Consider the following 19,090-nt stretch of genomic DNA (forward strand, 5'->3'; position numbering starts at 1 on the left):
TTTTTGACAATAAAAAAACACCGCAGATGCGGTGTTTCATTATCCGATAATCACTCTTTCCTTCGGATAATGGTAATTTGCTTCAATTTCTTTTCTACCGATCAGATAAAGGAAGGTCAATATTCCGATCCGCCCGATAAACATGACGATCATAATGACACATTTTCCTACGTTGCTCAAATCAGCGGTAATGCCAAGGGACAGACCAGTCGTTCCAAAGGCCGAACATACCTCAAACAAAAGCTGCAGCAGAGAATGCTTTTCTGTCACTGTAAGGATCAGTGTCGCTCCAAAAACGAGCAAAATCGCCATCATTGTGACCACAAGAGACTTCATCAGATCTGCTGGGTGCAGCTCCCGTTTGAATACTTTTACTGCTTTATTGCCGCGGGCAAAATGAAACAGCGCAAGCAGATTCAAGGCAAAAGTTGTTGTCCTTATGCCTCCTCCGACTGAGCTTGGTGACGCACCGATAAACATCAGCGCGCACATAAAAAACAACGTGGGATCCGACAGCTGGCTGATATCAATTGTTGCAAGCCCGCCGCTTCGGGTAGCTGTTGATTGAAACAAGGATAGAAACAAAATATCATGCCATGCCTTTCCTGCAAACGAGTGGCTTGCTTCCAGCGCATAGATGCCGATGGCGCCAAACACTACGAGTGAGCCAAACATAATGGTCGTGATTTTTGTAAAAAGCGTAAACGGATATCTCCGATGCTTTGAAAACAAGAAGTCCTTTACTTCGACAAGCACCGGAAAGCCGATCGCTCCGAAAATGATCAAAAGCATCGTAATAAACTGCACAAAATAATCATGGCGGAATGGAACCATGGAATTTCCTGTTATATCAAACCCGCCATTTGTGGTTGCGCTGACACTTGCAAAAAACCCGTGTAAATAAGCTTCCTGAAAGGAATCATAGTAGGTTAAAAAATAAGTGCCAAGTATGATTCCTCCAAAAAATTCAATCCACAATATAAGAAAAAGAACCTGCTTCATTAAATTGACAATACCCGAAAACTGAGATTGGTTTTGGTCTACCATAATCAATTTCCGTTCTTTAAGGCCGATTCTTTTTCCCATGATCAGCCAAATAAACGTTCCGAGCGTCATAATCCCGATTCCGCCAAATTGCAGAACAAATGCCAAAATAAAAATGCCTGTAGTGCTGAATGTATCAGCTGTATCCACAACCGTCAGCCCCGTGACGCTGACTGAACTGACAGCCGTAAAAAGCGCGTCAATAAAAGTCCAATCCGCTCCCTGCTTATGGGCAGCCGGCAGGCTCAGCAATATCAGGGCCACAGTTACTGCGAGAAAGTAATATAATGCAATCAGCTGGGCCGGAGATAATGCCTGTATCAATTTTCCAAGCTTTAATCTCATGTGAAATCCTTCTGCCTCTCTTTTAAAGTACGGTAATTATTCTAAAGATATTAGATCCATTTTTAAAGGCTTTTGCGAAACATTTTCTTAACTTGCATATTTTTTTATTATTTTAGTCAAAGTGAAACAGAAAAAAAACCTCTGAGGGTTCTCAGAGGAAGGATGTTTTTATTTTATTTAGCTTCTAATCGTCTGATTCTTTCATCTAAATCAGGGTGAGTAGAGAAAAGCGATGACCGCTTCTTGCCATTAATCTTTAGTGTTTGGACAGCTGTCTGATCTTCTTCCATGATGCGGGAAGAATAGCCCTTAAGCGTTCGAAGAGCATGAATCATCTTATCCTTGCCGGCAAGATCCGCTCCTCCCCGGTCAGCATGGAATTCACGGTGGCGTGAATACGCAAAAACAACGAGGCTTCCGAGAATTGAAAAGACAATCTGAAACACAATCATTGCGATAAAATGAACAATCGGAGCAAGATCTTCCTTAACAAAGCGGCTCGCGATCCATGCAGCGATCCGTGATAAAAAGACGACAAAGGTATTCACAATACCTTGTAAAAGCGTCATTGTCACCATATCACCATTTGCAATATGAGCGACCTCATGGGCAAGCACGCCTTCAACCGCAGCGTCATCCATTTGGTCAAGCAGGCCTGACGACACAGCGACAAGAGAGCGGCGTTTTGAAGGGCCGGTCGCAAACGCGTTCACTTCGGATGAGCGGTAAATTCCGACCTCCGGCATCTTCGTTAAGCCGGCAGAGCGGCTTAATCTATAAACACGGTCAACCAATTGCTGCTCTTCATAGCTAAGTGTATGTTTCTCCGGATTCAGCACTCTGACGCCCATCATTGTTTTTGCCATCCATCTGGACATCGCAAGAGACATAAAGGAACCGACAAAACCGACGACTAAACTGAATACAAGAAGCGCAATAAGATTTATATCGCCATCAGCTGTAAAGTACGTCCCAACTCCAGTGACAGAGCTTATGACAGATAAAACAATGCCGATCGTTGTAAGCACCAAAATATTCGTTAAAATAAACAGAAAAATTCTTTTCGCCATAATAACCTCCGTTATTTTTAAGATCAAATGAACCTGTATATTTAAATTATAAAACATCTGTTTGAAAATGCAAGGATTTAGACGTATGATGTTAATGTATTACTGACGCTTTAATAGTGCATTTATACATAGAGATTATATCCGCGTCAAATTGTCTTGAAGAGGTGAACAATGAATATTTTTAAACTCACTCGAAAGGAGATGGTACGGCTGCTCTATTCCCTTAAAGGCCTGGGAGACATGAGCCCGCTCGACATCCTCGTTAAATCGGCGAATATGTCAGCGGAAGAAGCTGCAAGCCATCTTCAAATTCCAGAATTTCTTACAAGATATGAACGAAAAAAACAGAAAAAAGAATACGGCCTTTCAACCAACGAAATCGTTGAGCTTGGCAATTTATGCGAGCTGACTTCGTTAAAGTCAACCGCGATTCAAAATTGGGTGAAACGCGATATCAAAGATCTCATTGGCCATCCTGAGCTGGGTAAAAAGTATTCAGTTGAACAGGCAGTGATTCTTTTAATTGTACGTGACCTAAAATCCATTTATGACTTTGAACACATACGAGCTATCTTAAAAGTTGCTTTTAACACCATCTCAGACAGATCTGATGATGTCATCAGCCCGTTAGCGTACTATGAAAGCTGCGCGCATGTGCTGCATGCCATTTATCACCAAGATACTCCTTCCATGAAGGAATCAAATCTCCAGCAGATTGTCGAACAGGAAACAGACCTTCTTCGTCACCATTTTGAAGAGCTGAGTGGCACCCAATGGGTCAAAATCAGGCAGATTATTGCCATTACAGTTCTCTCCATTTTGACGTTCCATATTCAGGCGACCGCGAACAAAATGACCGCTGACATACTGTAATCAGGATGTACCCCCCGGCAAATCGCCGGGGGGTTTCTTATTCCCCCACAACAATTGCCAGCATAAATAAACCCCGTACATTTCAAACTAAATACGCGTTAAGAATTTCTTAATAGAAAAAGGAGATGAAAAAAGATGGCGAGCAGAAATAAACTCGTTGTTCCAGGGGTGGAGCAGGCACTAGACCAATTTAAACTTGAAGTGGCTCAAGAATTCGGTGTGAACCTTGGTTCTGATACAGTTTCACGCGCTAACGGCTCTGTAGGCGGGGAAATGACAAAGCGTCTGGTTCAGCAGGCACAATCACAGCTAAATGGCACAAATAAATAAACTCAGGACTCTATTCGCCGGGGGCACTCGGCGAATCTTCTGTTTGAGCTGATTCATTATTACTGCTGTAGCCATTTGGATTACGGTGGTAAGAAGCATTATCCCGATTAGATGAGGAATGATCCTTTCCTTTTTCACCGTTATTCCAATTTTTGCGATTTTTGCTATTCTGGTCACCATTGTCTTCTTCTTCATTTCCGTTATCTTGAGGAACTTGTGTAGGGGTTTGCTCAGTATCCCCATCTTTTTCAACTTTCGTGTTTTCATCCGATTCCTTTACATCTTTATTCTGTTCACTATCATCATTCTGCGTGTCAGTTGTATCTTCTTTTTGTGAATCCGTATCATCCAGCTGTTCATTTTCTCCTTGTTTGCTGTCCTGATCGTCTGTCTGATCCGTGTTTTCTTCCTCGCTGCCGGTATTTTTTTGATCCTCTTCCCCGGATTTTTGAGAATCTTCGTTTGGATCTTTCATGTTATTCTTTTCATTTGATTTTATGTAGCTGCCTGTTGATACGCCTTCCTTTTTTGCTTTTTCTCTCGTTTTCATATCTGTTTCGAGAGATTCCATGCGGTATGTCGTTTTATATTTTTCCGTTACATCATTAAGCTGTTTTTTTACTCCTGATTTATATGTATCGTCATCCGTATTTTCATAAACAGTGGAAATCAATATTTCTTTCGATTCCTTTACATATCCATGCTCGCTGCAATCCGTAATAATATCGTCTATCACCTTTTTAAAATCAGTCTCCTCCCAATCATCGATGTCACTGATAACCTTCTTGCCGTCATCATTTAAGGGCGTCAGTTCGATCACTTCGTAATCGCTGTTTAACGCCATTTCGAAGCTTGGATTGATATCTATTGTCATATACGCATAGGCCTTGTCATTAGAGAAAACGGGGAGGATAATAAAAATAAAAAGCATAATAGCAGTCATCGAAAAAATCCCCATTTTGAAAGGGCGCAGTCTTAAAACATCAAAAAAGCTGGCCCTTCTGCCCATGCGTGTCTCACTCGGAAGCATGATTTCTTCTCCGATTTCATATGTTTGGCGATCATTTTTTGCTTTTAAAAATTGTCCGTCAGGGGTCAGCAACGTGACGAATTTTTTATTTTTCTCTACTATGATCCCTCTTCTCATGAGTGCAGCACCCCTTTAAGATAATCTTTTAAATAAATATAATCACCGGTAATGATAATGCACATTGCAATGATATATTTTCTGTTTCGCTCAATCGTTTTTCTGCTTACTGAAACGAGCTGTTCGAGCTGTTTAACAGGAAGCTGTTTCTTCGTATAAAGAATCGCAGCTAATTCTTCATGCTCGATAAGGGTGAGCGCCACCTTTATGGCGTTTTGCCTTGCGTCCGCATGCTTTGGAGAATGTTCAAGCAGCTCTTGAAATGAAAGACCGTAGTCTTTAAGCTGCTTTTGAAAATACAGAATTTCCTCCCGCCTCTGTTCCTGTTCTATCTGGCGGCGGTATTCATCAATAGAAAGCTCGGCTTCAATCAGGCTTTGTGAGGATTCCTGATCGTCACCCTCCTGTAAATCCATATTAATATTTTGAGCGGTTCTTGCTTCTTTTCTAATGTAATCAATGACTTTTCTTTTTATAATAAGCTCTGCGAATGCGAGCAGCGAATTTCCTTTTTCAGGTGAGTACTTTTCAATAGCTTCGTTAAATGCAATCAGTCCGATGCTGAACTCATCGTCTTTTTCATCTATATATCGTTTACAAACGGATGAAACCGTCTTTGCGATAAATGGCTTATATTGCTGTATCAACTCGTTTTGCAGATCTTTATTGCCTTTTTGTATGCTTTCAACAGATTTTTCAAGCATTTGCTTCTTTTTTCCCAATTTAAACAAAAGGCTAAGCACTGGTTTCACCTCAGTTCCTCCCTATAACTACTCATTAATGATAGCTAATTTGATAGGGAATCGCAAAGGAGAAAAAGAAATATTGATTTCCAATGTCTCAATTATGACAATCCATTCTCACGTACTATACAGGATTTCGTGCCTTTAATGAGAATTTTGGGGGTTTTAAAAGAGGTTTTTGTAACAAAGCTGTTATAAAAATGTTATTTTATTTCGTCTGTGAAAACGCTTCAAACATGAAAAGACTCTGCTTTTCAGCAGAGTCTTTATGATTAAGCCCTTTCTTGGCTTCTGTCATTTTGTTCGTTTTGTGCGTCTTCCGCCTGTTTTTTTGAGCCTGACATAAACCAGCCGCAAACTGCGATCGCCGCTAAGACACCCCAGAAAATCAGCTTCCATGTCCCTGAGTGGATAAAGTGCGAGGACACTATAGCGATGTCATCATGTGCGAGTGTATATAAAGCAAGCTTTACCCCGACCCATCCGACAATAACAAATGCTGCTGTTTCTAGGCTTGGACGTTCCTTTAAAAGCTTAACAAACATCGATGCCGCAAACCGCATAATCACCAGTCCGATAATGCCTCCGGCCAAAATAACGAAGAATTGTCCTCCATCAAGTCCGCCGATCTTTGGAAGTGAAGTTCCCGGCAGCGTAACCGCCAGAGCGACGGCCGCTAAGATGGAATCAACAGCAAAAGCGATATCTGCCAGCTCAACCTTTAATACAGTCGGCCAAAACCCGCTTTGCTTCGTCACCTTATGATTGTCTTCTTTCTTAAATACATATCTTTTGAGCAAGTGGCTTGCTGCAATATACAGCAAGTAGATCGCGCCAATGGCTTGAACCTGCCATACGTTCACCAAAAAGGAAATAGCGAATAAAGAGCCAAATCGCAGAACAAAGGCGCCTGCCAGCCCGTAAAACAATGCCTTCTTTCTTTGCTCCTCCGGCAGATGTTTTACCATAACCGCCATCACTAAAGCGTTATCGGCGGCTAAAATACCTTCCAGCCCGATCAAGACGAGAAGAACCCAACCATACTCCAATAATAATGCTGCATCCATAAATGATACCCTCCCAAAAAAGTTGTTTTCTTTCTCTTCATCCGATCTTATGCCGGCCGGACATGCAAAAAAGACCTTTGCCGACATAAGGCAAAGGTCTTGCTAGACATGAATTCAGGCATGCCAACAAAGCCGATGGATATCACTATCCATGAAATGACGACTTTGTTTCCGGAACATTCCGGACGCTACTCCCCTTTGGGATTTCAAGAAATATCATATTATATGTCAATGATATGCGGAGAGAGCTTATTTGTCAACGCTTATTTTTTAAAAAAACTGAAAAATGTTCAGACTGAATTCGTTTTTTCCTCTTCTTTATCAGTAAATAAAGAACAAACAAGATCAAAATGGCGATCCCGATCGGCAGCATATATTGGTCTAGAATAGAGCCAACGTCTTTCCAATTTTCTCCGAGCTTCACACCGAGATATACATAAACAAATGTGATCGGAAGCATGGCGATAAACGTGTAAAGAGAAAACACCCAGACATTCATTTTTGCGATGCCGCATGGTATGGAAATCAGTGTGCGGATCCCCGGCAGGAAGCGGCCGCTGAAAGCGACAAAACCGCCATGTTTTTTAAAAAATTCATCCGATTTGTCAAGAGCCTCAGGCTTTATAAAGAGGTACTTTCCGAAACGTTCAAGAAACGGCCTGCCTCCATAACGCCCGATCCAATACAGGGTGAGCGGACCGGCGACTCCTCCTAATGATCCTGCCAGAACAGCGCCGGCAAGCGTCATGTCACCTTTCGATACCCAATACCCAGCAAGCGGAAGGACAATTTCGGCCGGAATAAATTCAATACAGAGCGCCAGAAAAATTCCGAAATAAGATAAGCTTTTAAATGCTTCTATCCAGGACATAACCAATTCTTCGATCATCTTCACTTCCCTTTTCCCTGATCTATGTATACACATTTTTGTTTTTCACTCAAAACATCAAAATGATTTTAACATATTTTTGACGGTCAGCAGAACTAAAAACAGAGAATCATCATTTCAAGCATTTTTCTGACAATTTCTCCAGGCCTATAGACTGAAATTCTTTAGCTGACAGCCGATATTAAGGAGAGTCAACAAGACTGGAACACACGGGGGAATCTCCATATGGAATTACACGCAACGTATAATACAACACTTATATGTTTATCTATTCTTATTGCTTGCGCAGCATCGTTCACCTCCCTTGAACTTTCAAGAAAAGTCACCATTCATACAGGATTAAAAAGCAAGGTGTGGCTGATTGCAGGCTCTATCATTATGGGCTTTGGGATTTGGTCCATGCATTTTATCGGCATGATGGCTGTTCATACGGAGATGCCGATGCATTATGAACTGACGCCTTTAGTTGCCTCGATTGCAGCTGCTGTTTCTGGATCATTTGTTTCTTTATATATCGTCAGCCGTTATATCCTAACCTTTTACAGACTGCTTACAGGATCGGTGGTGCTGGGTGCATCGATTTCATCTATGCATTATATCGGAATGTCTTCCATTTCCCGGGTAATGATGATGTATGAACCGCTGCTTTTTACATTATCCATTGTCATTGCCATTGGAGCATCTTTAGTCTCACTAAAGATTTTCTTTGACTTGTCCATGAAAAAACCTGCAGACCATTTGCTGATTTATAAAATAATCAGTGCCTTAATAATGGGAATTGGCATATCGGGAATGCATTATACAGGAATGATGGCCGCTACATTTTATGAAGATGTTGCACCTCCCGACCATCATATGGAAGTCCATACATTCGATTGGTCTATTCTGATTGCCTTAATCGTCTTCTGTATGCAAACGTTATTATTATTCAGTTCTCATGCTGATCGAAAATTCATGAAACAAAATGAACGCATGAAGGATAACGAACAGCGGTTTCAATCTTTAATCATTCATAATATTGATGCGATCTTTATCCTGTCATTAAAAGGAGATATTATATCTTCTAATCATGCCGGTGAGGATATGATGAATAATTTCGGCCTACACCATCAAAATTGGAATCATTATATGTCGCCAAAAATCAATGCGCTTTTTAAGCAGGTCAAAGGCGAAAAACAAGCCATTAACAGTGATACCAATCTCATGACGGACAAAGGCCAGTTTCATTTAAATATTACGTTTATCCCTGTTGAGGTGAACCAAGAACTGGACAGCATATATGTCATCTGTAAAGATGTGACAAAACAGTACAGAGCCGAAAAAAAAATCCATAGAATGGCTCATTACGACTCACTTACAGATTTACCCAACAGAAGACATGCGATCTCCCATTTAACAAAGGTCTTGAATCGCGAGCATGCCTTGGATTATAACACCGTGGTATTTTTCTTAGATTTGAACCGGTTTAAAGTGATAAATGACGCATTAGGCCATAATGTCGGCGATCAGCTGCTCCAGCTCGCGGCTAAACGGCTTTCATCCGTTATACCTGATAATGGATTTATCGCACGGCTTGGGGGTGACGAATTCATTATTATTTTGACTGACGCCAATACCGGAACGGGGGAAGCCGATACTTTGGCTAAAAAAATCATTCAGCAATTCAAAAAGCCATTTAAAATTCAGGAACACACCCTTATTACATCCGTCAGCATCGGAATTGCGATTTCTCCTAAAGACGGAACAGACGGCCCTGAATTGATGAAAAAAGCAGATATGGCAATGTATGCGGCCAAAGAGCGAAACAAAAGCAAATACAGATACTACTCTTTCTCAATCGGCAATAAAGAAACCGTCAAGCTTAATCAAGAAATGGAGCTGAGGGAAGCGATTGATAACAAAAGATTTGTCTTGCACTATCAGCCGCAATTCAGTACAAGAGATCAAAAAATGACAGGTGCTGAAGCGCTCATACGCCTTGTCACTCCCGACGGCAATCTGCGTCCGCCTGGAGAATTCATCGGTGTTGCCGAAGAAACCGGCCTTATTATTGATATTGGAAAGTGGATTATTGATGAGGCGTGCAGGCAGGCAAAAGAGTGGCACGACAAAGGATTTGATCTTTCTGTCGCCATTAATATTTCCGCCAGACAGTTTCAATCGGAGGAACTGATTCCGCTCATCAAGAATACACTTTCTAAATACATGCTTCCCCCTCGCCTTCTTGAAGTTGAAGTAACAGAAAGCATGACTATGGATAATCTTGACCACTCCAAAAAGGTTCTATCTTCTTTAACCAAATTAGGCATCAGGATCAGCATTGACGATTTTGGCACGGGGCATAGTTCTCTAAGCTATTTAAAGGACTTTCCGATCCACAGGCTGAAAATCGATAAATCATTCATCGACGATATTCAGACACACCCGAAATCAGAACAAATTACAGGCGCCATTATTGCCATGGGCCATCAGCTGTCTTTACAAGTCATTGCCGAAGGCGTGGAAAACTCCGGACAAAAACAGCTGCTTGACGAAAAAGGCTGTGACCATTTACAGGGCTTCTTTTTCAGCAGGCCAATACCGCCCGAACAGCTTGAACACTTGATATTGAACCAGCCGCCGCGTTAACAGCGCCGGCTGTTTTTTATACCCATAAGTTACTACACATGAATCACCCCTCTCATCTCCACAATAATGAAAAAAAGGGGTTCATCGATATGCATACAATGTGGAAGGGATCCATCAGCTTCGGTTTGGTGAATATCCCCATCAAGCTTTATGCCGCCACAGAAGACAAAGACATCAAACTGCGAAGCCTTCATAAAGAAGATCATGCGCCAATTAAATATGAAAAAATGTGTACCAACTGCGAAAAAACGCTCAGTCCTGACGAAATTGTGAAGGGATATGAATACGTAAAAGGAAAATATGTCGTGCTGACTGATGAAGATTTAAAAAGCTTAAAGCAGGAGCATGAAGAGAAAGCGGTTGAAATTGTCGATTTTGTTCAGCTGCAGGAAATTGACCCGATATATTTTAACCGCTCCTACTTTGTCGGACCCGGAGATAACGGCACGAAAGCCTATACTCTTCTTCGCGAGGCGCTTCGGTCCACCGGAAAGATCGGGATCGCCAATATGACGATCAGGTCGAAACAGCAGCTTGCCATTCTCCGCGTATATGAAAATTGCATCGTAATGGAATCCATTCATTATCCCGATGAGGTCCGTAGTGCTGCCCACGTACCCGGAGTGCCTGATCAATCAAGTGTAAATGATAAAGAATTGCAGACCGCCATTACACTGATAGATGAGCTGACAACTGAATTTCAGCCGGAACAATATGAGGACACATATCGAAAAGCCTTGCTGCAAAGAGTCAATGATAAGCTGGAAAATAAAGAAACAGCCGTCACTCCTGACAAAGCGCCTCCTCGTGAGGATGTGATCGACCTGGTCAGCGCACTTCAAGCCAGCATCGATCGAACCAAAATGCCGAATCGGGAAAAACCAGCGGCAGCACCAGCCGAAGGCGGAGAACCGAAAGGAGCCGGAGAAAAAAAGCAGAAAACCACTAGAAAAAAAGTCTCCGGCACATCATAACCAATGGCGTTTACCATGCAGCCCGTGCTTACTGCGTCACCTCCAAAAGGAGCGGAATGGCATTACGAAGTAAAATATGACGGGTTTCGCTGTATTCTCCGCATTCATCCGTCAGGCGTGACATTAACGAGCAGAAATGGCTTAAAGCTTAACAGTACCTTCCCTGAAATTGCCAACTTTACCGAAACTGCTTTTCAGCATATTGAAAAGGAACTTCCGTTAACACTTGACGGAGAAATCGTGTTTTTGGCGAATCCATTCCGTTCAGATTTTGAACATATGCAAGTGCGGGGACGTTTGAAAAGGCCGGAGAAGATACAGGAATCCGCAAACTCTCGGCCTTGCTGTTTTCTCGCATTTGACCTTTTGGAACGAAGCGGACAAGATGTATCGACTTATTCCTATATTGACCGAAAAACATCGCTGCATGAGCTGATGTCTGCTGCAAAGCTCCCGGCTGAGCCAAATCCTTATGCAAAGGAAACCATTCAGTATATCCCCTCCTACCAGCACCTCGATCCGATTTGGGAGAAGGTAATAAAGTATGACGGAGAAGGAATTGTAGCGAAAAAAATCAACAGCAAATGGCTCGAAAAAAAACGGTCATCTGATTGGCTGAAATATAAAAACTTTAAACATGCCGATGTTTGTATCACTGGATTTAATCCTCACAATGGATTTCTGACGGTTTCTGTGTTAAAAAACGGTGTAATGACGCCTGTCGCCTCTGTATCACATGGGATGAGCGAGGAAGAAAAAAATGCAATACGATCGATTATGGAACAGCACGGACATAAAACAGCATCAGGTGAATATACGCTCGAACCTTCTATCTGCGCTACTGTCCAGTACTTAACGATTTTACAAGGCACGCTACGAGAGGTTTCGTTTGTCACATTTCAATTTCAAATGGACTGGACCGACTGCACCTTTGCACAGCTTGTGCGCCGCTCAAAGCCGGTACATCCAAAACTGCAGTTTACAAGCCTGGATAAAATCATATTTGAAAAGCATAAAAAAACAAAAGAAGATTTCATCCAGTATATGATTGAAATCAGCGACTACCTGTTCCCGTTTCTCAAAGACCGTGCTGTCACAGTTATTCGCTATCCGCACGGATCAAGGGGCGAATCCTTTTTCCAAAAAAATAAGCCGGATTATACACCGGACTTTGTCCAATCCTTTTTTGACGGTAGCCATGAACATGTTGTCTGTAAGGACCTGTCCACCTTATTGTGGCTTGCCAATCAGCTCGCTTTGGAGTTTCATGTTCCTTTTCAAACGATTACAAGCAGAAGGCCGGCAGAGATTGTCATTGATTTAGATCCCCCGTCCCGAGATGACTTTCTGATGGCTGTTCAGGCAGCAAATGAACTCAAACGGCTCTTTGAATCCTTCGGCATCACATCGTATCCGAAGCTTTCCGGCAACAAGGGGATTCAGCTTTACATTCCCTTGTCACCAGAAGCATTTACGTACGAGGACACACGCCAATTTACACAGCTGATTGCCGAATATTGTACCAATGCATTTCCAGACCTATTTACAACCGAACGCCTGATCAAAAACAGGCATGGAAAATTGTATCTCGATTATTTGCAGCATGCTGAAGGAAAAACGATTATCTGCCCCTATTCCACCAGGGGAAACGAGCTTGGCACCGTAGCAGCGCCGCTGTATTGGCACGAGGTGCAGCCATCTTTGACACCGGCGATGTATACAATCAATACCGTCGTTGACCGGGTCAAGAAACACGGATGCCCGTTCTATGATTTTTACCGCAATCCGCAGGATGAACCTCTTGCCGCTATTTTGAATCAGCTGAAGAAAAAGAGCTGACTTATCCGGTCAGCTCTTTGTGTTGTTTCAACTGTATTTTTTCTCCAAACGTTCACTTTCCTGGCGCTGCAGCGGGCTCAAGGGTTCATTATACAAATCGATATCCACCGCATATTTCGGCCGTCTTTTCACTTCAGAGAAAATCGTTCCGATATATTCGCCGATAATCCCGATTCCCATGAGCTGCAATCCGCCCAGAAACCAAATAGAGATGATGAGAGACGCCCAGCCCGCATTTGTGTGGCCGAGCATTTTTTGAATGACTGCGCCAATCCCCGCCATGGCGCTTACCAAAAATAATAGAAAACCCAAAAGCGTAAAAAAGCGAATCGGGGCCACACTGAAGGATGTGATTCCGTTAAATGCGAATGAAAGCATTTTTTTCAGCGGATATTTCGTTTTTCCGGCAAAACGTTCTTTGCGGTCATACAAGACTTCAGCTGACCTGAAGCCGATCATAGGAACGATGCCCCTTAAAAACAAATTGGCTTCCGGATAGCGCGCGAGTTCTTCAAGCGCCCGTTTATTCATTAAGCGAAAATCGGCATGATTGTAAATTAACTTAATACCAAGCTTATTCATGAGCCGGTAAAACGCTATAGCGGTCGTGCGCTTAAAAAAGGTATCGGTTTTCCGGCTGCGGCGCACGCCGTACACGATTTCAAAACCATCGTGATATTTCATCATAAAATCCTTGATAACAGAGATATCATCCTGCAGATCGGCATCAATCGAAATCACGCAGTCTGATTTTTGCTTTGCTTTATGCAGACCTGCTAAAAGCGCTTTTTGATGTCCGACATTGCAGGCTAATTTTAATCCGGTTACCTTCTTGTTTTTCACACTTTCCATGGCAATCAAAGACCAGGTGCGGTCTTTGCTGCCGTCATCAACAAATAAAATTTTACTGTCTTCGGATATCATTTTTTCTTCCATTAAGCTGTTTACAACCTCCGTCAGCTGACGGCTTGTCTCTTTAAATACTTCCTCTTCATTGAAACACGGAACGACGATGGTTAACACTGGCTGTGGCTGTTTCAATCGATATCCTCCTTATTTTGTTTCGTATAAATAAATGCGCCAGGCGGAATCTTTATGGTCAAATGTTTTCACGAGCGCCAGGTGGTTTTGGTCAGCGTTCATGATGGGAACCGAAGAAAAAATATATTGTCCGCCCATTTGTTGAAACACATCTGTATTTAATTCAAGATGATTGATTGTTTTCTTAGAATTCTTTTTAAAGTCATATCGTTTGCCAAGCTCATCGACGAACAGATAGCAGCGGCTCCCCCATTCATCAAAGTATCGTTTCAATTGGGCGTTTTTTTCTAGCTCTTTTTCAATGATTTTTCTAAATTCATATTTATATGAGAGCGGGTACAGGTTGTTATATGTATCTAAGGTGTAAAAACCGTTGTATTGGGCAATAGACGGATGCAGACCGATACTCGCCACCCTGTACGAATCTTGCGGGCGCCCGATATACTCCTTAATTTCTTTAAATTGGTCAGACGCGTAAAATTCACGAAACGTCGGCGCGTTGTAGTGAACGCCATACGTATACTCCTCATTAAAAGGCGCAAGGACCATCAGCTGCGCAGTAACTGCCGCATACACCAGCCATCGCCACTTTTTCCCCATCCGCCAGATGAGGTACAAAGCGAGCGCAAAACTCATGTAGATCACCAGCGGGCGCAAAAAATGAAAACGGGCAAAATTAAATTCAGCTAAAAATGCAAATTTCTGCTTTGGAACAGCCCATATTTTGTTGAACCAAAACGCATACCACAGTGACAGCGCATAATTCAGCACGCAGAGAAAAAGATAAACGTTTTCTTCCCTTGTCCGATTTCGTTTGAACAGCACAGCAAAAAAGACGAGTAATAAGATTGGAAGAATCACAACGGTATGAACTGTCATGACATGGTTGTGTCCGTAGACAAAGTTTTTGACGGACAAACGCAGAGAGTGCCAAACATCATGCCTTGATGAAATAAATTCAATCCGGTGCATCGGCGCGTGTGAAATCAACATCGAATAGACAAGCCGGTACTCGACAAATAGATAAATACTTGTCATAAAAGCGATGCTGCCTAAGAAAATGAAATTCCATTTTCTTTTTGTGATGACATCATACAGCCAGAAGCATGCCATCCCAGCCAAGAAAAAGAAGAAGCCTAATACAAAGCTTGAATACAACGGCAGCAAACCGAGCGTCAGCCATTCTCTCCATGAGATATCCCCTTTTCGGATATTCAAAAAAGCCCACAGCGCCAAAGGGTATCCAAGCGTGCTCAGCATTCCAGAAGGCCAAAAAGGCGTTAAGGCAAATGCGAGCGATACGCCAATTCGGATCAATGCCGCTTTCTCCTCCGGAATCACATGTTTCTTCAGCAGCACATACATTCCGAAGAAAGCGACAACTCTCGTAATGGTCTGGCTTACCGCATAGGCGGTCATAGAAGAAAACAACGCGTGCAGCCAAACAATTCCGCTCCACTCAGTGCCGAACGCATCCCGTGGCAGTCCGTTAATGATTTGCGGAATGGCAGCATCAACTTTGCCGATGATTTCTCCGCTGTCGGCCAGCACCTTGTACCAAGCGATATTGGAATCCAAATTATCGTGTACGCGAATATGGGCGTCTTCCTTCAAAATAAAAAGCGGGGAGACATACAGCAAAAGGAGAAATAAAGCCATCAAAAGATAATATGTTTCTTTTTTGTGTTGTCTTAATCGTAACATCCCTAACACATCCATCTGTTATTCTGACTTCTATTGGGCATGATCTGCCTCACCTGTCAAAATTTATTATCCCTTTTCCCTTCTAAAACATTCATCAAATGACAATCCTTTCTGCATTTTTCAAACTGGTCTTCAACCCATTAATTCCCGCTATCCATAAGGCTGGATCACTTACTATACTGGTAGAAGGGAGGGGATACATGTGTTCATCTTACTTTCATTGGTCATACTTGCTGTTATGCCATTTATATATAAAGCAAACCGCAACACAAAAGATGTGAAGGTCAACACGATTTCAATTGATCAGCAAGACGGCCTTCCAGCAAGAAAAAAACTGAATATCCTTCATTTATCGGATCTTCATTTAGAAAACATTTCTGTATCGCCTGATGAGCTGTATCGTTTAACAAATAATCAACCTGTAGACATCATTGCGCTGACCGGAGATTTTCTTGACCGGAAACGAAATATTCCAAAGCTTGCCGGCTACTTGCAGGCACTGCAACAACTGAAGCCTGCTTATGGCATGTACGCGGTGTTTGGCAATCATGATTATGTATTAAAAGATAAGGACTTTCAAAGATTAAAGCGAGTGCTGGAGGAAAATGGCTGCATTACGCTGCAAAATGAACATGTTCACATCAATACTGATGCAGGGCCTGTTAATATTATCGGAATTGACGATTACAGTACGAATCGCAGTAAAATCACAAACTCTTATAAAGGCCTTCAGAATGGCTATTACCTTGTATTGACACATGATCCAAACATTATTTTAGAGATGCAGGATATTCATTTTGACTACCTGTTATCAGGCCATTTTCACGGAGGGCAAATCCACTGGCCAAAGCCGTATCATTTGGTGAAAATGGGCAAGCTTGTACGCATGAATATGATTAAAGGGCTTCATTATCATCACGATAAACCGTTTTATATCAGTGAAGGTTTAGGACAAACTGGCGTTAATATCCGTGTAGGAAGCCGCCCCGAAGTGACTTTCCATCAAATTTAAAAAGACTGTGCTGACCATGGCATCAGTCTTTTTTTTGATAGGTGTGCTGAAGCTTTTCTTTCGAGATAAACAAATAGGATGAATCCGGCAGATTTCGCAAGCTCACTGGCTTTGACGTTAAATATAAAATCGGCATATGGGTGATTTTTTTAAAGGATCTGTAAAAAGGATTGACCGGGGTTACCACGTCAAAGCCGAGTCTTTCTACCCCTTTATCAAGCATTGTAATGCCAATGATTCCTTTGATTTTTTCGCTTTTTTTATGATTGTTGATATACTCCAGCAGCATCGGCATTGATTGATATACTTTTTGATAAATAATGATTCCTTTTCTGACTGCGCTTTCAATGCTTTGCAGTTCCCTGATCAGCTTGATGTTGTGCAGATGGATTTTAACGAGCACATCGTTTTTTCTTATATGCGTTCCGTCACTCAGCACGACATGATGCCCTTTGTATTTCGTCAGTCTGACTCGAAAGACGCATTTTCGCTCATCTTCAATCAAAGTCAGCCTCGAAAAAAAGAAATAAATCGGGTCAATTACTCTCCAAATGGAAAGGAAACAGGTTTTCATCTCTTCACCTTCCTTATCATCAAAAAAAACACCCTTATATTTTGTGATGATTCTCCCCAAAATATAGTTGCCATATTTTTAAGGAGGACGGACATGACAAACATTCTTATTTTTCCTTTTTTAAGCATTTCCACCGGGCATCATCATGTTGCTGATACCCTGAAGGCTGATCTGGAATCTAAAGGACTGCATTCAGAAAAAATTGATATCTTTTCACATACGTATAAACGTTTAGAACAACTGTCCTCCTCAGCTTATTTAAAATGGATTCAATATTTCCCGAAAACGTACAGCGGAATATACAAGCTTCTCGCTTGCGGAGAGTGTAAAAATGTCAAACGCTATGCCATGTATGAATGGCTGTTTATGCAAAGCATGAGACAGATTCTCAAAGAAAAACAGCCTGATATCGCCTTCTGCACACACGCCCTGCCTTCTTACCTGCTAAACCGGCTGAAACCGGAATATCCAAACATGACCATTGTAAATGTATACACGGATTTTTTTGTGAATCAGGTATGGGGGCGGAAGAACATTGACTACCACTTTGTCCCGATCATGGATATCAAGAAGCAGCTCATGACCGAAGGAATCAGCCAGGAAAAAATATTTTTGACCGGCATTCCCGTTCACCGGGCTTATGAAACAGGAACCGCAGAAACCTGTCAGCATCGTCCGCCTTATACCGTCATGATTACAGGCGGCAGTATGGGAGTCGGAGGTATTTTTAAGCTGGTCCAGGAGCTGTCGCCAGGCGGAAACATCTTATACAAAATATTATGCGGCAGAAACGAAAAGCTCTACCGCTATGTCAAAAGTTTACAACATCCTTTTATCGAAGCGATCCCATACCTTCACAGCAAAGCAGAAATGAACAGTCTGTACGCACAAGCCTCAGGCGTCATGACAAAGCCAGGAGGCGTAACCATCAGTGAATGCTTAAAGAAAAGGCTTCCGGTATTTATCTATCATGCGCTGCCGGGACAGGAGGAAATGAATGTGAACCTGTTAAAAGAACGGCAGCTTGTCACAGATATAAGAAACTGGGATATGAAGCGGGCAGAGGAACGCATTTCCGCATTTTTTCAATCGAATGAACGGGCAGCAGCAGAGAAGCAAGTCAGGGAGTATCTTGGCCAAATGTGTGACCGGGAGATTGGGGAGGTTTTAAAAAGGATATTAGATGAATGTGAACATAAAAAAACACCCTCCTGAAAAGAGAGTGTGGAATGACTAACGAAACAGTAAATGCTGGCTGTGAATACCTGCTTTCTTCAGCAGGAGGATCAGCTGGTCCTGCTCATCAGACGAAAGGCCTGAAAACGCTCTCGCTATACGGAGCGCATGGATTGGATAAATTTTATCCAAATACTCATTCCCTTTATCCGTGAGATGCGCGTAAACGGAGCGTTTATCTTTCGGGTCCTGCTCCCTGACTAAAAACCCGTTTCTTTCTAGCTTGTCAATGACATATGTGACGTTTCCGCTTACAAGCAGAAGTCGCGACCCAATTTGCTGTAATTTTTGCGGGCCTCTCGTATACAAAAGTTCCAGTACGGCAAATTCTGTGGGATTAAAGCCGTGCTCTTTGCTGTCACGGATGCTGTGTTCAGACACACTTTTGAAAGCCCTTGCAAAAACTCTGTACAAATTCATCGCACGCTCAACTTCTTCTTCGTTAAACGATAATCTCATCATATCTACCCCGTATATAGAATTTTTATAAAAAAATAATGAAAACCCTTACATATAATAAGAGTTTAATGCCCTTATTATTTTTATTCGCTATAATTCGAGAAATTCCTTTTCA

The 19,090-nt window shown here is 42.2% G+C and carries 17 protein-coding genes; 7 read left to right on the top strand and 10 right to left on the bottom strand.

Annotation, left to right across the window (positions count from 1 at the left end):
- Nucleotides 1–39 precede the first annotated feature (39 nt).
- Both ktrD and htpX read right to left on the bottom strand, forming a co-directional pair.
- Entirely contained in the window at nucleotides 40–1,389 is a 1,350-nt protein-coding gene (gene ktrD / locus LNN34_RS08780; protein WP_044156144.1) for a Ktr system potassium transporter KtrD, read from the bottom strand.
- Nucleotides 1,390–1,562: 173 nt separating this feature from the next.
- Nucleotides 1,563–2,459, bottom strand: a complete 897-nt coding sequence (gene htpX, locus LNN34_RS08785; protein WP_059292899.1) for a protease HtpX — start codon at nucleotides 2,457–2,459, stop codon at nucleotides 1,563–1,565.
- A 171-nt stretch (nucleotides 2,460–2,630) separates the two neighbouring features.
- Between htpX and LNN34_RS08790 the strand changes: the two genes are divergently transcribed.
- Nucleotides 2,631–3,332, top strand: a complete 702-nt coding sequence (locus LNN34_RS08790; RefSeq protein ID WP_101865233.1) for a DUF1836 domain-containing protein — start codon at nucleotides 2,631–2,633, stop codon at nucleotides 3,330–3,332.
- A gap of 135 nt (nucleotides 3,333–3,467) precedes the next feature.
- Nucleotides 3,468–3,662, top strand: a complete 195-nt coding sequence (gene sspD / locus LNN34_RS08795) for an acid-soluble spore protein SspD (RefSeq protein WP_010333988.1) — start codon at nucleotides 3,468–3,470, stop codon at nucleotides 3,660–3,662.
- A 10-nt stretch (nucleotides 3,663–3,672) separates the two neighbouring features.
- On the opposite strand, the gene LNN34_RS08800 is transcribed toward sspD, so the two are convergent.
- The 4 genes from LNN34_RS08800 to LNN34_RS08815 all read right to left on the bottom strand — a co-directional run bounded on the left by LNN34_RS08800 (nucleotide 3,673) and on the right by LNN34_RS08815 (nucleotide 7,544).
- Entirely contained in the window at nucleotides 3,673–4,809 is a 1,137-nt protein-coding gene (locus LNN34_RS08800; protein ID WP_059292901.1) for an anti-sigma factor domain-containing protein, read from the bottom strand.
- Nucleotides 4,806–5,561: an RNA polymerase sigma factor SigI gene (gene sigI / locus LNN34_RS08805; RefSeq protein WP_229043107.1), complete on the bottom strand. Its 756-nt coding sequence runs from the start codon at nucleotides 5,559–5,561 to the stop codon at nucleotides 4,806–4,808. The genes LNN34_RS08800 and sigI overlap by 4 nt, the downstream gene beginning before the upstream one ends.
- Nucleotides 5,562–5,824: 263 nt before the next feature.
- On the bottom strand, nucleotides 5,825–6,619 hold the full coding sequence (locus LNN34_RS08810; protein ID WP_044156151.1) for a TerC family protein: 795 nt from the start codon (nucleotides 6,617–6,619) through the stop codon (nucleotides 5,825–5,827).
- Between the two features lie 256 nt (nucleotides 6,620–6,875).
- Nucleotides 6,876–7,544 (bottom strand): DedA family protein, encoded by a 669-nt coding sequence (locus LNN34_RS08815; RefSeq protein WP_059335905.1) that lies wholly within the window; start codon nucleotides 7,542–7,544, stop codon nucleotides 6,876–6,878.
- Nucleotides 7,545–7,733: 189 nt separating this feature from the next.
- Here LNN34_RS08815 and LNN34_RS08820 point away from each other — a divergent pair, with 189 nt between their 5' ends.
- The 3 genes from LNN34_RS08820 to LNN34_RS08830 are packed head-to-tail and all read left to right on the top strand — an operon-like array spanning nucleotide 7,734 to nucleotide 12,949.
- Nucleotides 7,734–10,136: an EAL domain-containing protein gene (locus tag LNN34_RS08820; RefSeq protein ID WP_229043108.1), complete on the top strand. Its 2,403-nt coding sequence runs from the start codon at nucleotides 7,734–7,736 to the stop codon at nucleotides 10,134–10,136.
- A gap of 38 nt (nucleotides 10,137–10,174) precedes the next feature.
- On the top strand, nucleotides 10,175–11,110 hold the full coding sequence (locus LNN34_RS08825; RefSeq protein WP_083510088.1) for a Ku protein: 936 nt from the start codon (nucleotides 10,175–10,177) through the stop codon (nucleotides 11,108–11,110).
- 3 nt (nucleotides 11,111–11,113) lie between these two features.
- Nucleotides 11,114–12,949, top strand: a complete 1,836-nt coding sequence (locus LNN34_RS08830) for a DNA ligase D (RefSeq protein WP_229043109.1) — start codon at nucleotides 11,114–11,116, stop codon at nucleotides 12,947–12,949.
- Nucleotides 12,950–12,976: 27 nt separating this feature from the next.
- Here the strand turns inward: LNN34_RS08830 and LNN34_RS08835 are convergent, their stop codons facing one another.
- Nucleotides 12,977–13,990 (bottom strand): glycosyltransferase family 2 protein, encoded by a 1,014-nt coding sequence (locus tag LNN34_RS08835; RefSeq protein WP_059292906.1) that lies wholly within the window; start codon nucleotides 13,988–13,990, stop codon nucleotides 12,977–12,979.
- 12 nt (nucleotides 13,991–14,002) lie between these two features.
- The gene (locus LNN34_RS08840) at nucleotides 14,003–15,694 is read right to left on the bottom strand and encodes a DUF6044 family protein (protein WP_095713455.1); all 1,692 of its coding nucleotides are present in this window, start codon (nucleotides 15,692–15,694) and stop codon (nucleotides 14,003–14,005) included.
- Between the two features lie 238 nt (nucleotides 15,695–15,932).
- Between LNN34_RS08840 and LNN34_RS08845 the strand changes: the two genes are divergently transcribed.
- Nucleotides 15,933–16,706 (top strand): metallophosphoesterase, encoded by a 774-nt coding sequence (locus LNN34_RS08845; protein ID WP_267476670.1) that lies wholly within the window; start codon nucleotides 15,933–15,935, stop codon nucleotides 16,704–16,706.
- 22 nt (nucleotides 16,707–16,728) lie between these two features.
- Here LNN34_RS08845 and LNN34_RS08850 read toward each other — a convergent pair whose 3' ends face one another.
- Entirely contained in the window at nucleotides 16,729–17,280 is a 552-nt protein-coding gene (locus LNN34_RS08850) for a YkoP family protein (protein WP_101865237.1), read from the bottom strand.
- A 93-nt stretch (nucleotides 17,281–17,373) separates the two neighbouring features.
- Between LNN34_RS08850 and LNN34_RS08855 the strand changes: the two genes are divergently transcribed.
- A complete protein-coding gene (locus tag LNN34_RS08855; protein WP_198097648.1) occupies nucleotides 17,374–18,495 on the top strand; it encodes an MGDG synthase family glycosyltransferase in 1,122 nt (373 codons plus the stop codon).
- 18 nt (nucleotides 18,496–18,513) lie between these two features.
- On the opposite strand, the gene LNN34_RS08860 is transcribed toward LNN34_RS08855, so the two are convergent.
- Complete coding sequence (locus tag LNN34_RS08860; protein ID WP_081638289.1) at nucleotides 18,514–18,978, bottom strand: MarR family winged helix-turn-helix transcriptional regulator; 465 nt, start codon at nucleotides 18,976–18,978, stop codon at nucleotides 18,514–18,516.
- Between the last annotated feature and the right edge of the window lie 112 nt (nucleotides 18,979–19,090).

The organism is Bacillus sp. AF23, from assembly GCF_020861455.1.
GTDB lineage: Bacteria > Bacillota > Bacilli > Bacillales > Bacillaceae > Bacillus > Bacillus halotolerans.

Excerpts from the sequence above, each read along its gene's own strand:
- LNN34_RS08810 (WP_044156151.1), bottom strand. The coding sequence starts at position 6,619 with ATGGATGCAGCATTATTATTGGAGTATGGTTGGGTTCTTCTCGTCTTG.
- LNN34_RS08815 (WP_059335905.1), bottom strand. The coding sequence starts at position 7,544 with ATGTGTATACATAGATCAGGGAAAAGGGAAGTGAAGATGATCGAAGAA.
- LNN34_RS08860 (WP_081638289.1), bottom strand. The coding sequence starts at position 18,978 with ATGATGAGATTATCGTTTAACGAAGAAGAAGTTGAGCGTGCGATGAAT.
- LNN34_RS08820 (WP_229043108.1), top strand. The coding sequence starts at position 7,734 with ATGGAATTACACGCAACGTATAATACAACACTTATATGTTTATCTATT.
- LNN34_RS08850 (WP_101865237.1), bottom strand. The coding sequence starts at position 17,280 with ATGAAAACCTGTTTCCTTTCCATTTGGAGAGTAATTGACCCGATTTAT.
- sspD (WP_010333988.1), top strand. The coding sequence starts at position 3,468 with ATGGCGAGCAGAAATAAACTCGTTGTTCCAGGGGTGGAGCAGGCACTA.
- LNN34_RS08845 (WP_267476670.1), top strand. The coding sequence starts at position 15,933 with ATGCCATTTATATATAAAGCAAACCGCAACACAAAAGATGTGAAGGTC.
- LNN34_RS08790 (WP_101865233.1), top strand. The coding sequence starts at position 2,631 with ATGAATATTTTTAAACTCACTCGAAAGGAGATGGTACGGCTGCTCTAT.
- LNN34_RS08855 (WP_198097648.1), top strand. The coding sequence starts at position 17,374 with ATGACAAACATTCTTATTTTTCCTTTTTTAAGCATTTCCACCGGGCAT.
- LNN34_RS08800 (WP_059292901.1), bottom strand. The coding sequence starts at position 4,809 with ATGAGAAGAGGGATCATAGTAGAGAAAAATAAAAAATTCGTCACGTTG.
- LNN34_RS08840 (WP_095713455.1), bottom strand. The coding sequence starts at position 15,694 with ATGTTACGATTAAGACAACACAAAAAAGAAACATATTATCTTTTGATG.
- htpX (WP_059292899.1), bottom strand. The coding sequence starts at position 2,459 with ATGGCGAAAAGAATTTTTCTGTTTATTTTAACGAATATTTTGGTGCTT.
- ktrD (WP_044156144.1), bottom strand. The coding sequence starts at position 1,389 with ATGAGATTAAAGCTTGGAAAATTGATACAGGCATTATCTCCGGCCCAG.
- LNN34_RS08830 (WP_229043109.1), top strand. The coding sequence starts at position 11,114 with ATGGCGTTTACCATGCAGCCCGTGCTTACTGCGTCACCTCCAAAAGGA.
- LNN34_RS08825 (WP_083510088.1), top strand. The coding sequence starts at position 10,175 with ATGAATCACCCCTCTCATCTCCACAATAATGAAAAAAAGGGGTTCATC.